General features: G+C 60.5%; 12 protein-coding genes. 2 read left to right on the plus strand and 10 right to left on the minus strand.

Annotated elements, in window-relative coordinates; genetic code table 11:
* Positions 1 to 784: 784 nt before the first annotated feature.
* The gene (locus tag FSY45_RS22470; RefSeq protein WP_187427592.1) at positions 785 to 2,215 is read left to right on the plus strand and encodes a hemagglutinin; all 1,431 of its coding nucleotides are present in this window, start codon (positions 785 to 787) and stop codon (positions 2,213 to 2,215) included.
* 84 nt (positions 2,216 to 2,299) lie between these two features.
* On the opposite strand, the gene FSY45_RS22475 is transcribed toward FSY45_RS22470, so the two are convergent.
* The 4 genes from FSY45_RS22475 to iteA form a co-directional block, all read right to left on the minus strand.
* A complete protein-coding gene (locus FSY45_RS22475) occupies positions 2,300 to 9,889 on the minus strand; it encodes a PLxRFG domain-containing protein (RefSeq protein WP_052951103.1) in 7,590 nt (2,529 codons plus the stop codon).
* Between the two features lie 305 nt (positions 9,890 to 10,194).
* Positions 10,195 to 10,494, minus strand: coding sequence for a hypothetical protein (locus FSY45_RS22480; protein WP_131667141.1), 300 nt, complete (start codon positions 10,492 to 10,494; stop codon positions 10,195 to 10,197).
* Positions 10,495 to 10,674: 180 nt separating this feature from the next.
* On the minus strand, positions 10,675 to 12,927 hold the full coding sequence (gene iteS, locus FSY45_RS22485) for a S8 family anti-phage peptidase IteS (RefSeq protein ID WP_080944545.1): 2,253 nt from the start codon (positions 12,925 to 12,927) through the stop codon (positions 10,675 to 10,677).
* The gene (gene iteA, locus FSY45_RS22490) at positions 12,899 to 14,056 is read right to left on the minus strand and encodes an anti-phage ATPase IteA (protein WP_223305743.1); all 1,158 of its coding nucleotides are present in this window, start codon (positions 14,054 to 14,056) and stop codon (positions 12,899 to 12,901) included. The genes iteS and iteA overlap by 29 nt, the downstream gene beginning before the upstream one ends.
* A gap of 355 nt (positions 14,057 to 14,411) precedes the next feature.
* Between iteA and FSY45_RS22495 the strand changes: the two genes are divergently transcribed.
* Complete coding sequence (locus FSY45_RS22495; protein ID WP_223305744.1) at positions 14,412 to 14,768, plus strand: hypothetical protein; 357 nt, start codon at positions 14,412 to 14,414, stop codon at positions 14,766 to 14,768.
* On the opposite strand, the gene FSY45_RS22500 is transcribed toward FSY45_RS22495, so the two are convergent.
* The 6 genes from FSY45_RS22500 to FSY45_RS22525 form a co-directional block, all read right to left on the minus strand.
* The gene (locus FSY45_RS22500) at positions 14,765 to 16,531 is read right to left on the minus strand and encodes a hypothetical protein (RefSeq protein ID WP_148748383.1); all 1,767 of its coding nucleotides are present in this window, start codon (positions 16,529 to 16,531) and stop codon (positions 14,765 to 14,767) included. The two genes, FSY45_RS22495 and FSY45_RS22500, sit on opposite strands and share 4 nt — an antisense overlap.
* A gap of 8 nt (positions 16,532 to 16,539) precedes the next feature.
* Positions 16,540 to 17,214, minus strand: coding sequence for a DUF6682 family protein (locus FSY45_RS22505; protein ID WP_046462279.1), 675 nt, complete (start codon positions 17,212 to 17,214; stop codon positions 16,540 to 16,542).
* A 1-nt stretch (position 17,215) separates the two neighbouring features.
* Positions 17,216 to 17,734, minus strand: a complete 519-nt coding sequence (locus FSY45_RS22510) for a hypothetical protein (RefSeq protein WP_046462280.1) — start codon at positions 17,732 to 17,734, stop codon at positions 17,216 to 17,218.
* A 72-nt stretch (positions 17,735 to 17,806) separates the two neighbouring features.
* Entirely contained in the window at positions 17,807 to 18,283 is a 477-nt protein-coding gene (locus FSY45_RS22515) for a phage structural protein (RefSeq protein ID WP_046462281.1), read from the minus strand.
* 82 nt (positions 18,284 to 18,365) lie between these two features.
* Positions 18,366 to 19,658, minus strand: a complete 1,293-nt coding sequence (locus tag FSY45_RS22520; RefSeq protein ID WP_046462282.1) for a DUF4043 family protein — start codon at positions 19,656 to 19,658, stop codon at positions 18,366 to 18,368.
* A 77-nt stretch (positions 19,659 to 19,735) separates the two neighbouring features.
* The gene (locus tag FSY45_RS22525) at positions 19,736 to 20,770 is read right to left on the minus strand and encodes a hypothetical protein (RefSeq protein WP_052951104.1); all 1,035 of its coding nucleotides are present in this window, start codon (positions 20,768 to 20,770) and stop codon (positions 19,736 to 19,738) included.
* Positions 20,771 to 20,904 lie beyond the last annotated feature (134 nt).

Below are 20,904 nucleotides of genomic sequence, written 5' to 3' on the forward strand. Positions count from 1 at the left end.
GCTCCCGCAGCGCCTTCGGCGCAGTGTCGGCAATGCGGTCGCTGCGGTCCTTACCCATCTCGCGCACCCGCTTCTATACATCTGGCATCCATCACCACGGTGGACCGCTCGATGTTGTTGCGTACAAAGCGGCCAGGCACTCATGAGCCGCGTCATAGATCTAGCTGCTGGGATGCATGACCGCCTTGCGCGTCGCACCAGTTAAGGGCAAATCGGCAGAGAGCAGACACTGCGCAACCTTCGGATAGAGAGGCAAACCAGGTACCGCAGTCTTGGTGGTACTGGTATCCCAGGGCACCCACCTCACCGCCGTTGGTATCCAGGGGAAAGCCTTGAAGCGTCACCCTTCCCAATCACCTGCGTGCTGACTTTCAACTCGAACCCGAGTACCTAGTAATCATCGTATTGCGTTGATTTGCCAAGTCCAGATAATCGCCGAACAAATACTTACGACTGAGGGAACCTCATGCTGACCAGTCTCGACTTTCGCCATCGAGGTGTATACGGGAGCAGGCTGGCCTGCGTTGTGCTTTGGACTTTGATGCTCGTAGCTTGTGGCGGCGACAGTCCACCTGCCGCTATCGACAAGCCGAGTACCGAATCGCCATCGAACCCTCCTGAGGTTGCGCCCACGCCTCCAGAGGTTAAGCCGCCTACCACTCCTCCAGAAGTCCCCCCCATCCCGACGTTGCCGTTGGGAGGCCTTAAGGCCGACTGCCTGGGGCCCAACTGTGGATCGCTGACCAATGACACGTACGCAGGCAGCGGAGTTGGCATTTGGAAAGTGTCCAACAGCAGCAACAAGGCAGTCGCCGTACCACTATCCATCAAGAGGCTCAGCGGTCAGGACGTGACATTGGTATTTACCAATACCACGCTCACATCACAGCCCATGACGCCAATCACACTGACACCAAGTATTCCGAGATCGTCAGTTCTTCGCTCCATGCAGCAGCCAAGGACTTCCCAAGGCATAAGACCCGTTCCATCGGAAATCAGCGAATTCAACCGCGTCGGTGCTCCTGCCTTGCTGAGAAAAAGCAACTTCGCGCCATCGCGCCGAGCGCTGCAACGTGCGATCCCTCCATCCATTGGCGCTTCTCGCCAGTGGTACGTGCATGTGGAGACCATGGAAACTCGCCAAGCCACTTTGGTGCGCAGTGCTACACGCGATGGCATGACTGTCAATATCTGGCTAGAGGATGGCGAAGCGGGGGACAACAAGATCTCTGCTGCAGTACTCGACGGAATTATGTCCCGCTTCTTCACGGACTCCAATGCTGTGTACCACCGCGCTACAGAGCTGGTTGGCCAGCCCTGGGGAGCCCATTCATTCAACGACCTGATTCAGACAGAACAGCCGCTGGACATTGTGTTGATTAACTTTGATCGGGATCAGTTGCCATACGGCTTGATGGGATACTTTTGGTCGTACAACAACTTCAAGGTCAGCCCGAGCACACCTCAAAGCAACGAGTCGCTATCGGTGTTTCTGGATACGGAAACCATCTATCGCTCCGCAGACGATACTGGATTGAATATCCAATACAACACGCTGGCGCATGAGTTCATGCACATGGTGAACTTCTATCAGCGCGGCGTAGTGCTGGATAACACCTTCGATACCTGGCTTGAGGAGACCTCGGCCCTGATGCTCGAAGACCTTATCGCCGACACGCTCACTCCAGGCTTCAGCCCCACCCGAGATAGCCGCTTCCCTGACTACTTGAACCAATCTGGCTTCAATTGCAACTTGATTGCCTGGAATGACGACTACGCGTCGAATTGCTTCAGCTACAGCATTGCAGGCAGTGTTGGTGGATATCTGTTGCGCCACTATGGCGTTGGCTTTTTTCAGAACCTGTTGCGCAACAACAGCTCCACCAATGCGCTCGCGATTCTGGATCGCGCCATTCGTGATGCGGGAGGCCCCGGTGCAGTAGAAGCAATACGCCGCGCTGCGCTCAATGTAGCGTTACTGCCCGCCATTGGCACGCCTGCGGGGTTCGGCATGCCTCAGCGGATAGAGGGTGGCATCACACTCCATGGAATCGACGGCCCAGTGTATGCATCCATTCGATCACTGCCGCCAACCGTGCCAGAAGAACTGGTGCCGCTAGGCAGCTTCCCCATGGTACGACCTGCAGTGTATGGAACATATGCAGAGACCGTTTCGGTGCCGCCAGGAACAACTCTGTCAGTCGTTGTACGCTAACCTCCTTCCGATCACCACTATCAGGCACGAACACGCGCAGCAATCTGGCAACGAAGACTGCCACAGTCACGTCTCCCAGCGGTGCTACCCCAGCGACCGCACCTGCTCTCGCATCTGCTGGCGCAGTGCCTTGGGCGCGGTGTCGGCAATACGGTCGCTACGATCCTTACCCATCTCGCGCACGCGCTTCCACACATCGGGCATCTTCACCACGATGGGCTGCTCGGGGTTGTCGCGGTTCCATGCCGCCAAGCGCTCGCGCACCCGCTGCACAGCCGCCTCGTCCTTGCGGAATAGCGCGTCTGCCCATTGCGCTTTGATGTCAGAGCTGGTCTGGGTATAGAACGACTTGCTGCGCTGCATAAAGCTGTTGGCCTCCTGCACCTCGGCCACGCTCTTGGGCTGGAAGCCGATGGCCTTGGCTGCGGCTTCGGCCAGAGTCGTATCGATCACCTTGTAGCCCTTGGTGTCGCGATACATGCCGGTGGCTGCCATGTCGGCGCCCTTGGCAAGGTTGCGCACTGCCGTAGGCGCCCATTCAAGCACTCCCTTACCAGCGGTTGCCAAGTCGCCGTTCACAACACCCTTGATCACATCACGCGCACCAGAGAAGCCGCGTGCCACCAAGTCACCAGCAGGCCCGATGATTTCCGTCATGTCCCGCTCGCGATTGGGCTTGTCCAGGAATAGCCCGGTACCGGGCAGCAAGTTGCCCATGCCCAGGCGTCCGGACACATCAATGGGCGCGCCCGGCAGACCAGACAAGCCCTGCTCCATGAACTCGCCCAGTTCCTTACCCACCACATTGGCTAGCAGCTCCTTGCGCCATTGCTTGGCGCTGATGTTGTAGCCCATCATCTGGCCCGCACCATCAATCAAATCCTCAGCATCCTCCATGAAGGGCACGCCACCGGCGCCACTCATCAGCAGCAGCATGGCCAGGGCCCAGCCCACCGCGCGCTTGCCCTCGGGGCCGCCCTGGTTCCACATGCGGTGCATCAGCTCCAGATAGGACACGCTGTACGTCTTAAACGTAAAAATTGTGCCGCCGACTGCACCGCGCGCCCACTTGGGCTTCGTTGCCTTGGAATAGACGAACTGCGTTTCAAGCACCGCCTTACGGGCGAAAGCCGCTGGATCCGCCATGCCGTGTTCCTTGGCAATGCGGTAGGACGCAATAAAGGTGCTGCGGCGGTTGAACTGCTCGGCCAGGGCAAAGGGCTGGCCCCACAGCACCTTGCCCTGCTCCCACTTATTGGCAACCTCGGCGCGCAGATTGCCGGCCTTGGTACCGTCGCCCGAGCGCAGCATGCCCGCGCCGCGCGCCTGGGCCATCAGTTGGTGGATTTCCTGGGGGCTGACTACGCCATCATCCTCGGCCGACTGCAAGGCCTTGGCCAAGTCGCTCTCATACTTGAAACCTTTGGTTCCCATGTCCTTGAGCGCGCGGGCCAGCTGCGCGCCGGCCTTCTTTATGCCGCCGTACTGGCTCAGCCATGGCAGCGTAACCGCGAAGGGCTGCGTCGTATTCACAAAGGCCGAAGCGATCGAGCCGCCCAGGTACTGGGCAAACAGCATGCCGCGCACGGCCTGCCCTTCTTCCTGCGGATCGCGGATGTAATCGCGCAGGCCCATCGCTAGGTCCTTGAGCTCGCCCTGCTCCTTGGGGATCTTGCCGATGGCCGTCTCCATCTTGCCCGCATTCAGGCCCATGGCTCCGGCGCGCGCGTTGGAGTAGACAAAGTTGGCCACCACTCGCCCCACATCCTCGCTAAAACCGGCGATACCCTTGCGGTGAATCAGCCGCTTCATGGCGCTGTGGTTGTTCTTGGTCAGCTTCAGGAACTCCTGGAAAGCCTTGTCCTGAGCTTCGTTGCCCTCGGACTTCAGGCCCAGCATCTCCCCGAACTGCTCCAGCGTCTCCGGTGTCACGCCGGCAAACAGCTTGTAGGCCTCGGCGCTCATGGTGCCGGTGGTGATGGTTGCGCCCTGGAACTCTTGCGCCAGCTGCAGCTTGGCCCGGTTGGAGTCGCGCGCGGTTTCGTACATGCCGAAGTACAGGCGCTCGCCGTTGGCATCCACCACATCCACGGTATAGCGGCCAAAGCGCGACAGCGGGGCATAGCCGCCCTGCTGCAGGTCCACGGCCGTATCCAGCCGGCGGTTGATCAGCTGCATATAGCCAGCCAGGCGCTCGCGCGAGTCCGGATCGGCCTTGGCATCCTGCTCCAGCGTGTCCAGCAGCAGCTGGGCCGCAGCTTCCGCGGAGGGCTGCGCCAGCACGGCATCGCGCATGGGCTCGTACTTCTCACCCACCACGCGCAGCATGTCGGTGCGCGCCGTCATGTCGATGGAGCGATCAATGGCCGCGCGCGCCTCGCGGTACAGGCTGATCTGGTTGGCATCCGTCCCGAACTGTGCCTGCAACTCAGCATCGGTCCAGACAATGCCGGGCTTGAGCATCTTGTTCTCAAAGCGCGCGTTGATGTTCTTCTCGAACTGCGCCACCGGCAGGCCTTGCCACATCGCCAGCACCTCAGATTTGATCTTGCCGTGCTTGAGCAGCATGGCGGCCTTGTTGTGGGCCGACAGATTGGCATAGCGCTTTTGCAGGTCGTCGACCAGGGTCGGCTTGCCGTTCTCGTCGCGCGCCCAGATCAAGGTGCCCTCAAACAGCGGGCGGGCCACGGCCTTGTTGTCGGCGGCAGAGACAGGCTTTTTCTTGAGGTCGCCCAGCGATTCCACGCGCGGCAGGATGCGCGGCGCCATGTCGGCCGCGTCATTGGCCAGCATGCTCACATCGTCAATGTTCTGCTGGGCCGACTCATAGACAGGCTTGAAGCTGGGCGCGCGCTCGGCCAGATGGCGCATGGTGCCCACAGACTTGTCCCAGAGAGATACCTTGCCCTCGTGGGTGAAAGTCTTGGTCAGTTGGTCAAGGGCGCTGTCCTTGAGGTCAGCGAAACGCGAGCGACTGAATCTCAGTCCTTCGTCTGCGTCGGGGTCTGCTTGGCCAGGATTGCTTTGATCTTCGCGCTCGCGTCCGCGTCGTCCTTCATCAGAGATTCGATCTCGGAGTCGGTCAGCCGGTTCGTAACGTGCGAGATAGCGGGCTTCCGACTCGGTGAGTGCATCGAAGCCGTAGCCTGTTGCGGCGCGGTATTCGTTTTCGAGGTCACCATGTTTTTGTCGGAGAGAAGCCAGGGTTTCGGGAGAGGGCTGAATTTTTGCACTGTACTGCTTGCCGGTCAATGCAATGACCCCGGCCACGGTCCCGCCGCCTTCCCGAATATGGCTGGCCAGCGCCGCGAACGTGCCGCCCTGGGTCAGGGTGTCGTCCACCAGGAGATAGGGTTTGGCTTCCACCGCGCCGGCGAAGTCCACGGGTGCAAAGATGCGATCGAGCCCATCCATCCCGGTGCGGCGCGCACGGTTGGCCTGAACAATGCCGTTGGCAGCCTTGAGGCCCAGGCGATGCGCCAGCACCTCGGCCGCAGCCCGTGGAATCTTGTTGCGCCCAGACGCCTCCTCGGCAGCCACCGGTACCACCAGCGGCTTGGTGTCGCCAATTGCGGCCTTCACCTTGGCCACCAGCTCAGGAGTCACAAGATCCATGGCCAAGCGCACGGCCGCCTCAATGTCTCCGCCCTTGGCCGCAGCGTAGTCAGGGTGCGAAGAGGCAGTGCCCAAGGTGCTGCCGATGATGGCGTCCGGCATGCTTGTTGCACTTGTACGGCTGAAAGCTACGTCTTGGGACATGCCGGCCACGGTACCACGCTCCACCCAGGCCCGCGCCGGCAGGATGAAGTTGCGAATCAGCTCGGCATCCGTCAGCGCCAACGACTTGAATCCCGGCACATTGGCGCGCAGCCAGGTGCGGATTGCAGCCACGGCGCGGCGCACAAACCCGATCTGCGGCGTGTTCTGCGCCATCTCGGCCAGCACTTCCTCGGCGGCCGTGCGGCGGTCGAGCCTGTTGACGCGGCGCAGGCCGTACTCGGCAATCTTCGCGTCCACCTCGGCCTTGCGCATGGTGGCCACCTGATTCAGGATCAGCCCCAGGTCCTTGCCGAATAGGCCGCGCAGCCCATGGTGACCCAAGGCCTCATGGAACAGCACGCGCGCGGCATCGTTGGGCGTCTTGAGCTTGGACGCCATCAGATACACCTTGCCCTGGAAATAGAAGCCCTCCGGAGCACCCCGTGCGCCGCCGCTGCGCTGCTTCAGGTCGGCACGGCGCGCACTCTCGGGCACCACCGCGTCCTGCATATCGAAAGCCACGATCACCTCGGGACCGTTGGCCCAGGCTTGGCGGATGGCATCGGCCGTGCCCTTGACGGCGCGCACCGCCTCGGCACGGGCCGCTGGCGAATAGCTGGGGCGCACATTCACTGCCGGGACAGAAGCTGCAGACACATTGGCTGGCAGCCCTTCGCCCATGCCCTGAAGAAAGCTCGCCACATCAAAGGCCGCGCCTGCCAACTGCTCTGACTCCTGCCGGCGGAAGCGGGGATCCTCTGTTGCACGCATTCCATCCACTTCGCGCACCAAATTGCGATGGGCGGCCTCTGCCTTGAGCAACTGCAGCCGGTTGGCGGTGCCCTCTTTTACGGCGGCCCGTAATTGCGTGACCTTGGCCCAAGCCTCCTTCTTCTGGCGCTCTCGATTCTCAATTTGGCCTTGGACCAGATCCTGCGCCTGAGTCAGACCCTGCTTGCTCTGCCGAGTCGCATGGCTGCGCTGCTCCGCATTGACTGCTGTCGCGCTCTTGGCTTCCTTCGCAGCCTTGGCCTCTTTCATGCGCTGCGGTACCGACTTTGGCGCGGGCTTCGGCTCAGTTGTTGGTGCGGCATTGGCACTGGGCGATGCCTTCACCGCCGCCAGAGCTTGCTCCACCGGCGCATCCAGAACGATCGCCTTGACCTGCTTGCCTTCCTCGGCTGCCGCGACTGCCTGGTGGTGGCCGTCGATGATGTGCCCATCGCTGGAGACAATCACCGCACGGTCGCCGGTGGCAGTCTTGGCCGCCTCCACCTTGGATGGCGAATATTCGGCCTGGGTAGGCTTGAGCTGTGCCGCGTCCACGGTCGTGGTTTCATGAGCAATGCCCTGGGCCTTCAAGTGCTTGACCAGGCCGCCATGGTTTGCCGTGGGCACCTGGGGCATCTCGGCGCGCGGGATGCCGAGCGTGCCAGTCTCTGCCGCGAACGGCTTTTCATCGCCCACGGGCTGCGCGGCAGGCTTCGCAGGCGCGTCTCCGGAGACGGCATTGGGTGCAGGATTTGCTGCATTTTCAATAGCTGAAGGCGCTTTACTCGTGAACTCCACCAGCGGACCTACCAGCGAATCCAGCAGCTTCTCGCGGATCTTCTCGCCAATATCGGGCCATGCCCGGGTGTGTACGTTCTTACGGGCGATGACGGTAAGGCCGGGGGCCGTGGCCGTCACAGCCTGACGCTCAACCGTGGTCATGCGTGTCCAGCGCTCACTGGCATCGATGTGGCGCTGGCGCTGGGCTTCACGCTCTGCATTGCCTTCGCGCGCGATCTGCGCCGCCTTGCCTACGGCTGTTTGGGCCACGCCGGCTGCTTCCGAGACTTGCGCTTGAGCTTTCGCAAGGCTCGCGCCCTGCTCTTGCGTTCCAGGGTTCGCAGCTGGGGTGGCGCCATTGCTTACCCCCTGGCCTGCATCTTGGCCAGCTTGCGCTGCTCCTGTTTGCGCAGATTGCGCGCTGCCTTGCTGGGCTTGATCGGCTTCAGAGACATTGGCATTCGCTCCTGTTTCAATAGCTGTCAGTGGTTTCTGCGCAAGCGCTTGAAGTGCTTTTTCAAGTTTTTTGGTGCGCTTGTGGGTGGGCCCGTAATGGGCAATGGCCTGCTGCAGCTCCTGCTCGTTCATGTCGGGGATCTGCTTGGCCAGGATCTGGTTGATGCCGGTCAGCTGCACGGGTGCAGGCGCGCCGGCGGTCGAAGCGCCGCGCCCCTGACCGCCGGCGGCCTGCAGCTCCAGTCGGGTGAGCTGGGTCTGCAGTGCATTGCGCTGGGCAGCCCTGTTGCCGTCCCAACCCTGGGCCGCGCCCTGCTGCTGCATAAAGGCAATGCGGCTCTTGAGCTCGTCCATCTGGGCTTGCAGCGATACCTCGCCGGTATCCGGATCCACGCCGGCAGGCACCTGGGGGGCGGCCTGCTGCTCTGCCATGAGTGCCACCTGGGGCTGCACCACAGGGGAGGCACCTGAATCCACCGCCATGGCGGCGGCCTTGGACAGCGCGCCCGCGTTCGGATCCAGGCCCATGCGCTGACTTAGCGGCGCTTGCGGCTGAGCCTCGTCCACCAGGCTCAGATTTCCGGTATCCCACTGGCGCGGCGGTTGCTCGTTGGACAGCGGCTGCAGGCCTGTTGCCACCTCTATGCGGCCGGAATCCAGTTGGGGCGGCATCATCACGCCGGCCTTGTCGCGCAGCGCGTCGTAATCCAGCACAGGGGCCACGGCTGCTGGCTGCGTGCTTTGCAGGCTCAGGCCACCGGTATCAAACTCGCGTTCAAAGGGAATTTCCTTGCCGACAGCCTCGGGGGCCGCGCCTGGCAGGGTTTCATAATCCAGATTTGGAGCATTGGCGGGGGATGCAACTGCAGTACCTGACTCAGCAGCCTCAACCGGTGCGGCGCCTTCACTGGTGGTCCAGGCCTGGGCGTCTGGCTGCTGCGCGCCGACTGCCACCGCAGCTCCCGTTGCGTCTTCTGCAGTCTTCAGTACATTCGCTGCCGCCTCGTCCCATCCCCTTACCCACTGCGCCTTGGCTGCCACGCTCTTGATCGAATCAGGCGGCGTGCGCGGCTCACCAGAGGCAAAAGCAGCTGCGCCCTCACCTTGTCGCCGAGCCGCCCCCTTGTGGGCCATACCCTCCGCCGCGCCGAAGCCGCCTCCCATCGGAGCTGATGCAAGGCCTTCCAGCGCAGCCTGTCCGGCAACCCCCTGCCAGGTTGGAACATCGAAGCCTTCGCCTTGCAAGGCCGTGTTGGACGCATGCCGCTCCTGGCCGCCCTGGAGCATTTCCATCGGGGCTTCTTTGGCAACGCCAGCAGCAGTAGAGCGCAGCACACCAGGGGTTGCCTTCTTGGCCGCCTCTGCAGCCACACGCTGGCCAGCCAGTCGCCGGACTGCGCTCTCAGCACCAGTACCACCGGCTGCCGCGCCTAGTGCGCCGCCGAGAGCAATGCTCGCTGCGTTGGGTCCTGCATAGGCCTGAGCCGCGTCAGCGCGCTTGGCTGCTTCGGCCTCAGTCGCACCCGCATCGAGGTGCTTCTGCTTGACGCTTTCATGGATCTGCCCCTTGATGCCACCTACACCTTGGGCGGCACCCAGCCCCACCTGAGCCGCGCGCGCAGCAATGGCGGGCACAGCACCACCACCCGTCAGCAGGCCGGCCGCCAGCGTGGGAGCGGAAGTGCCCAAGGCATTCAGCGTGGTATCAAGTGGCGCGTCGGCAAAGCTACCGGCATAGGCTTTCACCTCTTCCCAGGTACTGCCCGAGTCCTCTGCCGCCTTGATCTTCTCGGCGCGCTCCTGCTTCTTGGCTTTGGCGTAGGGAGAGGAAAGATCGGTCAGCGCATCCGTAGCCTTACCCAGCACTCGCGATGCGGCGTTATCGGCGCCAGCCACATCCGTGAGCATCTTGACGCCTTGGGTGATCCCTGACCCCAAAGCAACGGCCGAGTCTGCGGTTTGGCGAAGCAAGCTAGGTGATTGGGGCGGCGCCTTGTCTAGCCCGAAAGCATCCTCATAGGAAAAATTGCCAGCCTGCTTTGAGGAGGGGCTACTACCGGCGGGCGCCTGCCCGTAGGCATCTTCATAGGAGAAAGTGCTTTTGCTCATCCCCCAATGACACCTCACCCCAGGTAGAGGTGTCGAACCCTAGCGGGGCACCGTGGAACCAATCAAGCGAGGTTCAGGATGACAGCCCTTCTCAAGGCGGGAGGCTACACCCCTTCTCGATCGTTGCGATCTGCATCGCTGATGTAAGTGCCCCTCGTGGCATCTACGAAGTACTGGTAAGCGCCCCAAATGCCCAAGAGCACGCCAGCGCCATAGATCACGAGTGCAGCCAATGCCACTGTGGAAGCACTGACAGGTGTCGTCTCAAGGTTCACCACAACGTCAGCCAGACGGGAAACGGCGACGGCAATAATGCAGACACCCACTGCGTGCGCAACAGTGACGGCTCCTCGCCACCTCCCGAACTTCTTGGCCATCCGGCCCGTGTCAAAAAGCCAAAGCATGATGGGCTTCCTCCTAGCAGAGGATTCTGCACAGAAGGCTGCGAGCCGTACAGCGCTGCAGTGCTGCAGCGCCTGGCTTATGGCAGCAAGAAGCCCGCTCGAAGCGGGCTGCTGCCCATCCATACCAAAAGTTTCTGAGCTGCCTGTGCGGGAGAAAACTAGCTCAGTTGTTTAGAGCAATCAAACATGAACAGGCACACGCACGGGCAATGGCTGACGCACCCAGTTAGACGAAACGAGGGACCTGACCCCATCAGCATGCACCTGAACATTCCCGTCAAGTGATCGCAGGCTCACTATTAGCGCAACATTCAACGGTTCAATCAATGGCGGCTCATTAGCCCTTAATAAAGCGTCAAGCTGGATCGCCCATTGATCACCTGCGACGCCTTGAGGAAATCGTTTGCGATGCAGTTTTACTGGTGACCATTTTCCTCCATGCTCGATCTGCGCAGCCTCATAGCCGGTCGTTCCCGACTCCCCCTCCATCGGAACCTTACCCTTAATGCGGTTGCCCTCCAATACACCAAAGCTAACATTCACATTCGCACGGACATACTCTGCCCCAGCATTTGGATCCAAAGGTGGCGCATAGACGGCCGTGATAATCACCTCCGCACGAAGCTTACCGTTGTGCAGCAAAGAAGCAGGTAAGGGGTAGGGAGTCTTTCGCCACTTAAAGCCAGGAACGACGAGTGCTTCGAACATCAATGTGAAGCAATCATCACTGTCATAAAGAGCTGATAGAGCATCTTTGGGAACTCCGCATCCATAGTAGCGTCGCTCCTGTGCATCGTAATCAGGGGACGCTAAACGCGCTGCATGTATGAGTAACGCCTTGACCATATGCGGAGCGACAGCGAACCCGGAATGCCCTTCTAGACTTTTCCAAACGTGCCCTGCGACCGATGAAACAATTGGCGTTGCAAAACTAGTTCCGAAGCTCCCATACAGACCATCTGCAGGATCAAGCATTTTTAAGCTGCTTCCACCGGAATTCCAAAGAGCATGCACACCCCCCCCGGCATGAACTAGGTCAGGTTTAGGCGTAAAAACCGGCCCCGGCCCCCTACGGGTGTACGGGGTAGGTTCACCGGCAGCAACGATCGCATCAGGTGCATCCAAATGAGCGACAGCACCTACGGTCAGTGCTCGCACAGAATCTCCGGGGCTGCTTAGGCGATCTTCAAGCTTGGCTCCAGTTACCGGCCACCCCCTCCGTGGAAGACCAACGTAATTGCCAGCGGCAATAACAAAAAGAACTTTGCACTCATCGCTAAGCGCATCCAACTGCTGAGCGAAAAAACTGAACTCATCATCGCCAACCTGTCCAGCACCAAGTGACAGATTCCAAACCTTCACATCGGGAGCATTACGTACCGCATTCTCCAGTCGAAAAATCAGATCGGAAATGTTGCCTCCTGCTGCCTCAAGTCCACAAACATCGTGAACCTGACACTGGGTAGGCGGAAGCCACTCATGCAGACCATTTAGCAGCTTGGCACCTGCCACCAATGATGCAACTGCGGTTCCGTGAACATGATCTGTTTCAGGAGGCAAAACATATGAGTCCGTAGACACAATCCACGGTCGCAGACTCGCTGCGGTAGTTGCCGTTCCTGTATCAAAGACACCTACAACTGGATGAGTAACGCTCGGCGCCGGCGGAGCCAATCGCACTGAGCCAATGTTGGCAATCACTGAGGCACTTTGCACGCGCGGTTCCGGGAAAATTGAACGAAGACCAGGGAACAGGCTTAGATCTTGCAATGCCTGATCGGTAATGTCTTCCAGGTCTGCTTGAAAAATCGGTGGCCCCCAGCGCTGGGAAATTTCAGTTACGGAAACGTTATGCCGTTGCAGCACAACGCGCAACGCGTCTACATTTCGCGCCGTCGCATCTGCTGCACCATATCGGAACAATCGAAACAGAGCGCGCCCGTGCTCACGCAACTCCACGTCAGAAACGGCCATGCGTCGAGATCTATCCCATGCGTGAACTGCTTCAATCGCGGAAAGATTGGCGCGAATCTGCAAAGTATCCCGGCCGTGAATGACATGTGCGAGAGCGTTAACGCTTGCTGCATTCGCAGTAACTAACATCTCCTCGATACGCCCTACCCCCGCAAACTGCAAGCCAGCCTCCTGCACAAGCGTATTTGGCCTGTGAGACTTGGCTATAGCCTTTTCCCTCAACTTAAGAATCAATACACCAGGTGAATTCGGGTAACGCTGAATCTCTGGTTTCAGCGCTGCAACTGCAGCACTTAGCGAGCCGATGAGTGCCGCCCTGTATTGGGGAGTTACAGGCACCAACTCCTTGATGCCGCCTCCGCCATTTTCAGGGGCAGATAGGTCCGTCCGCTGAAACGGTATCCTATGGAACGGATTAGTGTTGCGCGGACTACGTCCCTTGATCTCCTCTGCCACCATCTGTAGTTACTCCCTCTAATGCATTTCTAATCTGACGCAATGACACTTTATAAGCCGCAGCTAAATTCCTCTGCGAAAATAGCTTTGGATACCAAATTCTCAACCATCGTATCTCCGCCTGCACACTATGCAGCCTTTTTTGTGTATTCATCGCAATTACCAGCCCAAGGCGACGAAATACCTCAAAATCTTCCAACTGGACTGCTCCAGAAAGAATTGCTGAACGCTTTGCGTCCAAGCAAACCTGTTCAATCGCTGCACCAGACAGCCCTTCTGAACGCTCTGCAAGCTCATGAATATTCAGTGCTGAGTGGGGGTATCCATCCAAAAACTGCTCCCACAGTTGCAGCCTTAGCTCCGCATCGGGCAACGGTATGGAGAGTCGATAGGTAAATCGGCGCCAGATCGCATAATCTAATAGCTGATCGTGGTTTGTAGCTGCAATGAGAATAGTTTCATCGGGCAACGCATCAATATTCTGAAGAAGTGCAATGACCACCCGCTGAAGCTCTCCCACATCTCGTTCATTACCGCGCGCGGTTGCTAAAGCATCAAATTCATCCAAAAACAGAACACAGGGTATCTCTTGAACATAGTCGAATACGCGCCGCAAATTACGACTGGTCTGACCGAGCAAGCTACTGATCAGCGTATCGCACCGAACAGTAAGTAGCGGCAACTCCAATTGCGCAGCAATCCATCGCGCAGTCTGCGTCTTCCCAGTTCCTGGAGGTCCGTGCATGATCAGCCTACTAGGCTGAGAAACACCTGCCGCCAAAAGCTTATCCCTGTGCTGAACTGCGGCCAAGTAGTCATTTACTTGAGCTTGCAATGCGCTTGGCAGCAACACTCGAACTTCGCCAGCAAGTGGGCGACTTACATCTACGGTGTTCAGTCGGCTATCACCATCCACTGGAATATTGGCCGAGATCTCCCCTGCAGCTGCTCGTTGTGCAGACACAAATGCAGCAGGAACACGCGCCAAGCGCTCACGGATAGCTGTTGCTTCTCTTCGTCCGCCGCTGCGCTCCAACTTGTCCGCCAGCAGGCCTGCATAGTTCACTGCCATGCTCTGATTGGACTTGAGAGCGCCGTCAAGAATCTTGAGGACTTCAGATAAATGTTCCACGTTTAAACCTACATATCGATTCGATTTATTGTAAATCTGATCCGTCTTGTAAATTATTCGATCCGATTTTTATCACTTTTTCCCAGTTTTTCGCTAGATAGCGCACACCTCAGCCACCCTAAGAATGCGACACATGCCCAAGATGTGCCATCCTCCAGACAATTCCTGCACATGGGTCACAACGCTCAACGCTGGACCGAGGATGAGTCACCTGAATCTTGGCCAAAATTCGAGACATGCTGGATGACTCCCCTACTGATCATTAATTCATGCTCATGAATGAGGTGCTTAGAGCGTGGTTTTGCAGCACAAGGCACGCAAGTCTCGTCTGCTACAGTTTCCCGCAGGAGGGAACATGCAAAAGAAGATAAGGGCGATGCTAGGTGGCGCACTGCTGGCGCTGGTCGCCGCGCAAGCCCAGGCCGCCAACTACGCCACCTGCATACTGGACAAAGCCCCTGGCGCAGTGAACGACATTGCTGCACAGGCCGTGCACCAGGTTTGTCTAAAAGCAAACCCAGGTGCCATTCAGGCAGTGCCACAAGGCTCCGGCCGCGGCCTCATGGGCTACAACTCTGGCGCTGAGTGTGTCGTGGCCAAAGCCAAGGACACTCGGAGCAACCAGGCAGCGGCCATGATCGGGGTCTCCTGCAGGAAGCTGTATGACAAGCCAACCTTCACATATGAAGAGGCCTACGGCTCAGGTCGCTAGCCAACCAGCTCAAACTCCGTTCCATTCCAGCGCGCTTGTCCGCGCGGAGTCTGATAGACCTGACCAGCTTTCAGCGAGTCTTTGGCAGGGACTTGCGGCTTGCCTCCAACCCCACCAACTTCCTGCACATCCCCTGTACGGCTGTTATAGCGAATGACAGACCCTGCTGTCGTGGAGCCATCCAGGTTCTTGATTGCAGGGGTGACTTGAACCTTCCAATCAGCTTCGTCCTTGCCTGAGTAGGCGCGCATCTGGCTTGCAAGCGCGGCCTGCTCTGCGGGAGTCTTGGCATTGATGTAAGCCTCCTGCAACTGCCCCAAGCGCTCGGCTGCGCGAATCTGTGGCGCGCGCAGGCGCTCATCGCTGGCTACACGCTGAGCATCGAGCTGGTTGCGTTGCTGATCTAGGTCCAGGCGCCGCAGCCCCAGACCGATCTGCCCTTGTGCACGGCGATCAGCCCCCGCCTCGGCCATGGCCGCGCGCTGCAGTCCTGCATTGACTTCATTGGTGCGCATCTGCATATCAGGCTTTTTGCCTTGGGCCGCCAGATCGGCGCGACTCGCGTCCAGGAAGTTCTGCGTTGCTGGATTGTTGGCCGCGCCCCTTCCACCCCAGCGCTGGGTGTTCATGATCGAGCTGGCCGAAGTCTCCAGGTTCTTGAGACGTTGGCGCGCTGCCCAGTCATTGCCGCTGTGGCTGACGGTCGGGACATTCAGCCCAAAACCACCGGGCTCCGGCTGTGTGGGGCGCTTGAGACCAAACCCGCCCGCTTCTGGCTGCGCCAGCGCGCCTGCAGCTGCATTGTTTTGTGCACTGGGCTTGCCGGTGAATCCGGCCGAGAAGCCCATGCCCGTAGCCTGATCGCTGTACTGACCGCGCCCGTGGTTGTACACGCCTTCCATCACTTGGTTGCTCGGCGTTTCTGCCGCTGAGTCTGCAGAGGCCGTAGGGGCGGTTGGGCTTGCAGGAGCGGGATTGGTGGGACTGCGGAAAGTCGCAGGAGGCGTTGCTGCCACGGATGCAGCCGCCGCCGGCGATGCGCTGCCATAGAGTCCTGCGGCAACAGCAGGAGCTGCATTGACCACGCGGCCAGCGTTATTGACAGCGGCGGAGGCGGCATTGAGGCCGCGGCTGATTGCGCCACCAGTCGATGCGACACGCCCCACCCCGCCCAAGCCTGGCAAGGCAGCCACGGCGTTGCCTACGTTGCGCCCCGCCTCTGTATTGCTCCAGGAATCCTGCGAGCCGTCAGCGGCAGGCGCCTTGGGGCCGCCAGTTGGGATCTGGGCCAAAGCATCAGCGCGCTGTCCGTCTGTCATGCCGGCTGGCGCTGGTGTGGTGCTGGCCGCGGGCGCGCTGGGAGGCGAGCTGCTGAACCCACTGTTGCCCGGCAGGCGGTTGCCCGGGAAGGTATTGCTGGGGCTGGGCGCCGCGCTCGGCTTCAAACCCAGTCCAGGCTGCTGATCCTCTGGCGCGCCGCCGTTGGCAAAGAACACCTCTGGCTTGAGCCCCAGCTGTGGCGCGGCCTTGGATAGCGGGCCGCTGGCGCGCGGGGCATTCAGGCCATATGCAGCCACTGGTGTATGCGTGGCATCCACCACGCCTTGAAGTGCCTGCTTACCTCCCATGGCATGCACAGTATCGGGTGGCAGCACGAATTCTCCCGGCTTGAACATGCCAGGGATGCTGTCGGGTGCCTGGTTCTGGGCCTGTGCCAGCTTCGCGCCCTTGTCTTTGGGGATGGGTTTGGACAGTCCGAACATGCGGCACCTTAAAAAATGTAGGTCGCGTTGACCTGGGGAACATCGTGGCGAGTGGCGCGGCGCAGATCAGCATCAGGCCGCGCGCCGAAGTAGCCTGTAAAGGCCGCCTCGGCCGTGGCCGCGCGCTGTGGGTCAAATCCATCGCTATCAGGCTGACTGAAAGCATGGTGCAGCGCCCAATACACCAGATAGGGATGGCTGGCCGCATGGATCTCCGGTTTGTCCGGATCGTTGGCCAAGGGCTTGAGCGGCAGGCGATAGGCCTCCAGCGTCAGTACCCCGGCCTCGCGCGGGGTGGGCACCAGGCGCAGCGCGCCCTCGGTCTGAATGGCGTACATCGCATCGCAGTCCAGACGCACGCGCCAATCCGGGTGATGACGGTCCAGCCACTCCCGTGTCACCAGCTCCACCGGCTTGGCTCGATGGGCCGCCGCGCTCGGCTGCCAGTGCAGATGCGCGATTTCATAAACCTTGGCATGGAGCTGATACGAGGCCTGACCCGCGCTCACCGCAATGGTGGTCACCGCCGGCGTGCTGTCATCGAGCAGCAGACGGCCGCGCACGGCTGCTTCGTCCTGGGCTTCATTGAGCCAGCGGGTTACGGTCTCGTCCTCCCACAGATAGGGCTCCAGCTTGTCAGTGGAGTCATCGCGGAAAGAGGCAAGCAGTTCCTCAAGGGTCATGTCAGCGCACCCCGAACTGGTGAATCAGGCCGTTGACCGTGATACGCATATCGTCCACCTTGGCCTTAGCATCAAAGGCGTGGTCGTACTTCTTGCCGTACTCGGCCAGAGCTGTCTTGTTCATGCCCTGCACGGTGATCAGCATGGCCTCGCGCTGGTCGTCCACTTCCTTGGCCTTGTCGTCCAGAGCTTGCTGCTCGAGCGCTGCAATCTCTTGCTCGCTGAGCTCTGGCTTCTGCGCATTGGATGGGTCGGTGCTTTGATCTGCTGTCAGCGCCGCGCCCTGCTCCGAGCCTTCGGTACCGGTTTGCTCCTGGCCCAGTTGCTGCTGTTGCTGCTGTTGCTGCTGCTCGGGTGCTGCGGGCTTGAGGGCTGCCGTGCGCTTGAACTCCACAAACTTGAGCAGCGGCTTGGCGATGACCTCGCTCACCAGGCGCTCCTCTTCGGGCTGCCAGATATGGCCGGTGGCGCGGTCGCGGTAGATTTTGCGGCCGGTATAGGTAATGCGTACAAAGTTCATGATGCTGGGGAGTGTTCAGATGGACGAATGCGGGCGCTACCCGAAGGCAGGCCCGCATCCTGGGAGCGCTCTTTACAGGGCGCCGGTGGAGATGACCTGCAGCACCACATCGACGCTGGCCGCCTTGGCGTTGGCCGCGCCCGAGGTGGTCAGCACCAGATAGGCGTCCTTGGGCAGGGTCACGGGAGCCTTGGTGGATGTGTTGCGCAGGCGCGCGGCGACGGCCAGATCCAGAGCCGCGCCGAAGTACGCCGAGTCCTGGGGCGTCTTGGCGACATCCGCACCATCGACGTATTCAAAGCCCAGATCACCCTTGACGGTGGCGGTCAGGCCCGTGGACACGACAGCCATCGCATCCACCAGCGTGGAGCCGGCGGGGATGACGCCCATGCGCACCTTGTCGCCCACTGCCAGAGGCGCATTGGAGTCGGCCTCCAGCGCGCCGCCGTTGGCGCCGGTCTTGAGAATGAAATGCAGGGCATTGAGATTGCCCCAGGGAGTAGAGCCCAGCAAATTGCCGTGCTTCTGTTGGGTAGTCACGATAGACATGATTGGCTCCTAGACCGAATCGAGAGGGAACAGGTCCTGACAGATCGGGCGCCGCGCCATGGCCGCGCCCGATCCTGCTGCATTACTGGCGCGCGCCGATGATGGGCACGGCGGTATCGAGGGCGATCACACCGTGGTCGGTGTAATGCTTGGTGCCGTTGCCCTGATCCACGGCCCAGCGCACCTTGGATGTGCCCTGAATCGCACCAATCAGCAGCTCCATCTTGTCGCCGTGGTCGAAATCCTTTTCCTTCCAGAAGAAGGGCATGCCACCATGCTTGGAGGCCGCAAAGGCCTGGGCCAATGCTTGGCCGCCCAGCAGCAGCGCGCGATCTACGGCATGGGTCACGCCGAAGCTGGCCGGCACGGTGCAGGCGCTTTCCTGATCGCTGGTATTGCTGGCGCAGTACTTGATGGTGTCGCCCGCATAGAAGCGGATGGGGCGCGGCTGCTTGCAGATCAGAATGCCATTCCAGAGGCCCACATCGCCCATGAACAGAGGATGACGCTCGGCCTGGCTGGCGCGGGTCAGCGCGTTGGCCTGGAACTGGCGGAAATCCTTGTCCTGCGAGAACTGGTGGTACTGAGCCGGACTCACCATCAGCATGCGCAGCGGGGAATCGTCGGCCGCCTGGTCACCGGGCAGTCGGATCGCGGGGGGCGGCAGCGCGATGGACTCCACCAGCGTGCGGCACGCATCCACGACCGTCATCGTCAGCGCGTCATTGGATTGAATGTCCAGTTCACCCGAGTTGACGGTGAAGCCGCGAATCGCATCGCCATCGGCAATGTAGTGGCGGTTCTTGGTGGGAGCCAGCACGGGATTGACCGCAATGGCTTCAAAGTCCGCGTGATCTTCGGTGGGAATGGCCCACTCGATGTTGTTGTGGAAGCCGCGCGCGCCGGCCAGATGCATCAGAGAGCCCTGGTCTTGGTAACGGTCCATCAGACTCTGTGCGATGGGGCGACCCACCTTGCGGAAATCCACTGGAGAGCGAATTTCGGTCATAGTGTCGCCAACATCCACCGGAAAGCGGGCTTGCTGAACACGGACACGGGCTTTGTCCAGCGAGATGCCAGTGCCCTTGCCTTCCGCCATGCGGCTGCCCATGATGGGATACGCGCCCACAGGCTGCACGAAGTGGAATTCCACCTCATCGCCCTTGCCTCGACCCAGATCCGTGACACGCACGATGGGCATATCCGTGGTGGTCTGGTTGCGCAGCGTGCCAGCGACTTCACCTTCACCCTTGGGGATGGTACCCACCATCTTGTTGAGCTTGGAATTGCGCTGCATGGACTGCGCAAACAGTCCTGCCGCCTGTACGAACTGCGCATTGGACGAGCCTGCGCCTACATTGGTTTTGCCGGACATATCAAGTCCTCCTGCTATGGGACAAGGGCGCTCTCATCACGAGATGGCCCGGGAAATGGTTATGGCGCGCCTGACGGCTACACCACGCTATTCATCAATCGCATCTGACGCTCGGGCGGCAGGCTTTGCATGTATGCCATCAGGGCAGCAGGGTCGCCGGCCAACTCCATCACGCGCTCAGCCTCCGTGGCGCCCGCAGCTGCCGCTCCGGGCAGACTCGACAGACTCACGGGAGGCGCGGTCTTGGCATCGGCCAAAGCCTTTGCCACTGCTGCTGCAGTGGGGTCGGCAGTCGCCGCGCCTGCGGCGTTCGCATGGACCTGCTTGAACTGGCCCAGCAGGTCGATGACGTCCTGGGCAGAGCCAGCTTGCAGGGTGCGATCAATGGCCGCCTGCACGTATCCAGGCTGACCAGACTTCCAGCTGGCGAACTCCTTGGATTCAGCGACTTCAAAGGCATCCTTGTGCGCATCCAGGATCTTCTGGGTGTGCGCCTGCTCTGCTGACACGGCCTGGTCGCGGGCCTGGGCCTCGCGCTGGGGAGCCAGCGCGGCCTCCACTCGTGCAGCAACCAGCTTTTCAATGCCGGAAGCAATCCCCTCTTCGGAGAAATCCCCAAACAGGGAAGCATCGGTACCACCTTGCACAAGGCTTGTGGCAGCTGCCAGGTTCTGGTCTGCCTGGGTCGGCGCCTTCCCGGCATCCGCGCGGGCTTGGGCTTCGGCCTGGGCTTGCTGCAGATTGGCGGCCTGTGCGGCCGTCATCTGCTCCAGTTGGGCACGCAGCTGTGCGGCTTCGGCAATGGCCGAATCGCGCGCGGTGCGTGCCTCTGTCAGCTTTTCATAGGGGATGGTGTAGCCACCGGACTTGCTGGCAATGGGTGCGCCTTCGTGCTCTTCCTGAGCCGATGCGGCTGCTGCAGTGCCTGCGGTGGTGGCAGTGGTGGCGGCTTCTGCGCCAGCGGCTGCCGCGGTCGCTGCTTGGGTGCTCTCGGAATTAGCCGAGGTGGCCGAGCCTTCAGGTGCAGAAACGCCAGAAGACCCGGAAGCATCCGCATCCAGATCCAATTCGCCTGCAAAGGCTGCTGCCAAGAGTTTTTGAGCTTCGTTCACTCTGCTGTGCTCCGTTCCCAGCTATCCGGCTGGGCCTGTTGGTGGGGCACACCGATTCGAGGATCAGGCCAGGGCCGAAGCCCTGACCATCACACTCTCCAGCGGTGGGAATGGGCCGACTCATCACGAGTGGG

The organism is Comamonas sp. Z1, from assembly GCF_008121555.1.
Classification (GTDB): Bacteria; Pseudomonadota; Gammaproteobacteria; order Burkholderiales; family Burkholderiaceae_C; genus Comamonas; species Comamonas thiooxydans.

Bases quoted from the DNA above. Each gene is read 5' to 3' on its own strand.
- FSY45_RS22515 (WP_046462281.1), bottom strand. From the start codon at position 18,283: ATGTCTATCGTGACTACCCAACAGAAGCACGGCAATTTGCTGGGCTCT.
- iteS (WP_080944545.1), bottom strand. From the start codon at position 12,927: ATGGTGGCAGAGGAGATCAAGGGACGTAGTCCGCGCAACACTAATCCG.
- FSY45_RS22505 (WP_046462279.1), bottom strand. From the start codon at position 17,214: ATGACCCTTGAGGAACTGCTTGCCTCTTTCCGCGATGACTCCACTGAC.
- FSY45_RS22480 (WP_131667141.1), bottom strand. From the start codon at position 10,494: ATGCTTTGGCTTTTTGACACGGGCCGGATGGCCAAGAAGTTCGGGAGG.
- FSY45_RS22495 (WP_223305744.1), top strand. From the start codon at position 14,412: ATGCAAAAGAAGATAAGGGCGATGCTAGGTGGCGCACTGCTGGCGCTG.
- FSY45_RS22475 (WP_052951103.1), bottom strand. From the start codon at position 9,889: ATGCTCACGGATGTGGCTGGCGCCGATAACGCCGCATCGCGAGTGCTG.
- FSY45_RS22520 (WP_046462282.1), bottom strand. From the start codon at position 19,658: ATGTCCGGCAAAACCAATGTAGGCGCAGGCTCGTCCAATGCGCAGTTC.
- FSY45_RS22510 (WP_046462280.1), bottom strand. From the start codon at position 17,734: ATGAACTTTGTACGCATTACCTATACCGGCCGCAAAATCTACCGCGAC.
- FSY45_RS22500 (WP_148748383.1), bottom strand. From the start codon at position 16,531: ATGTTCGGACTGTCCAAACCCATCCCCAAAGACAAGGGCGCGAAGCTG.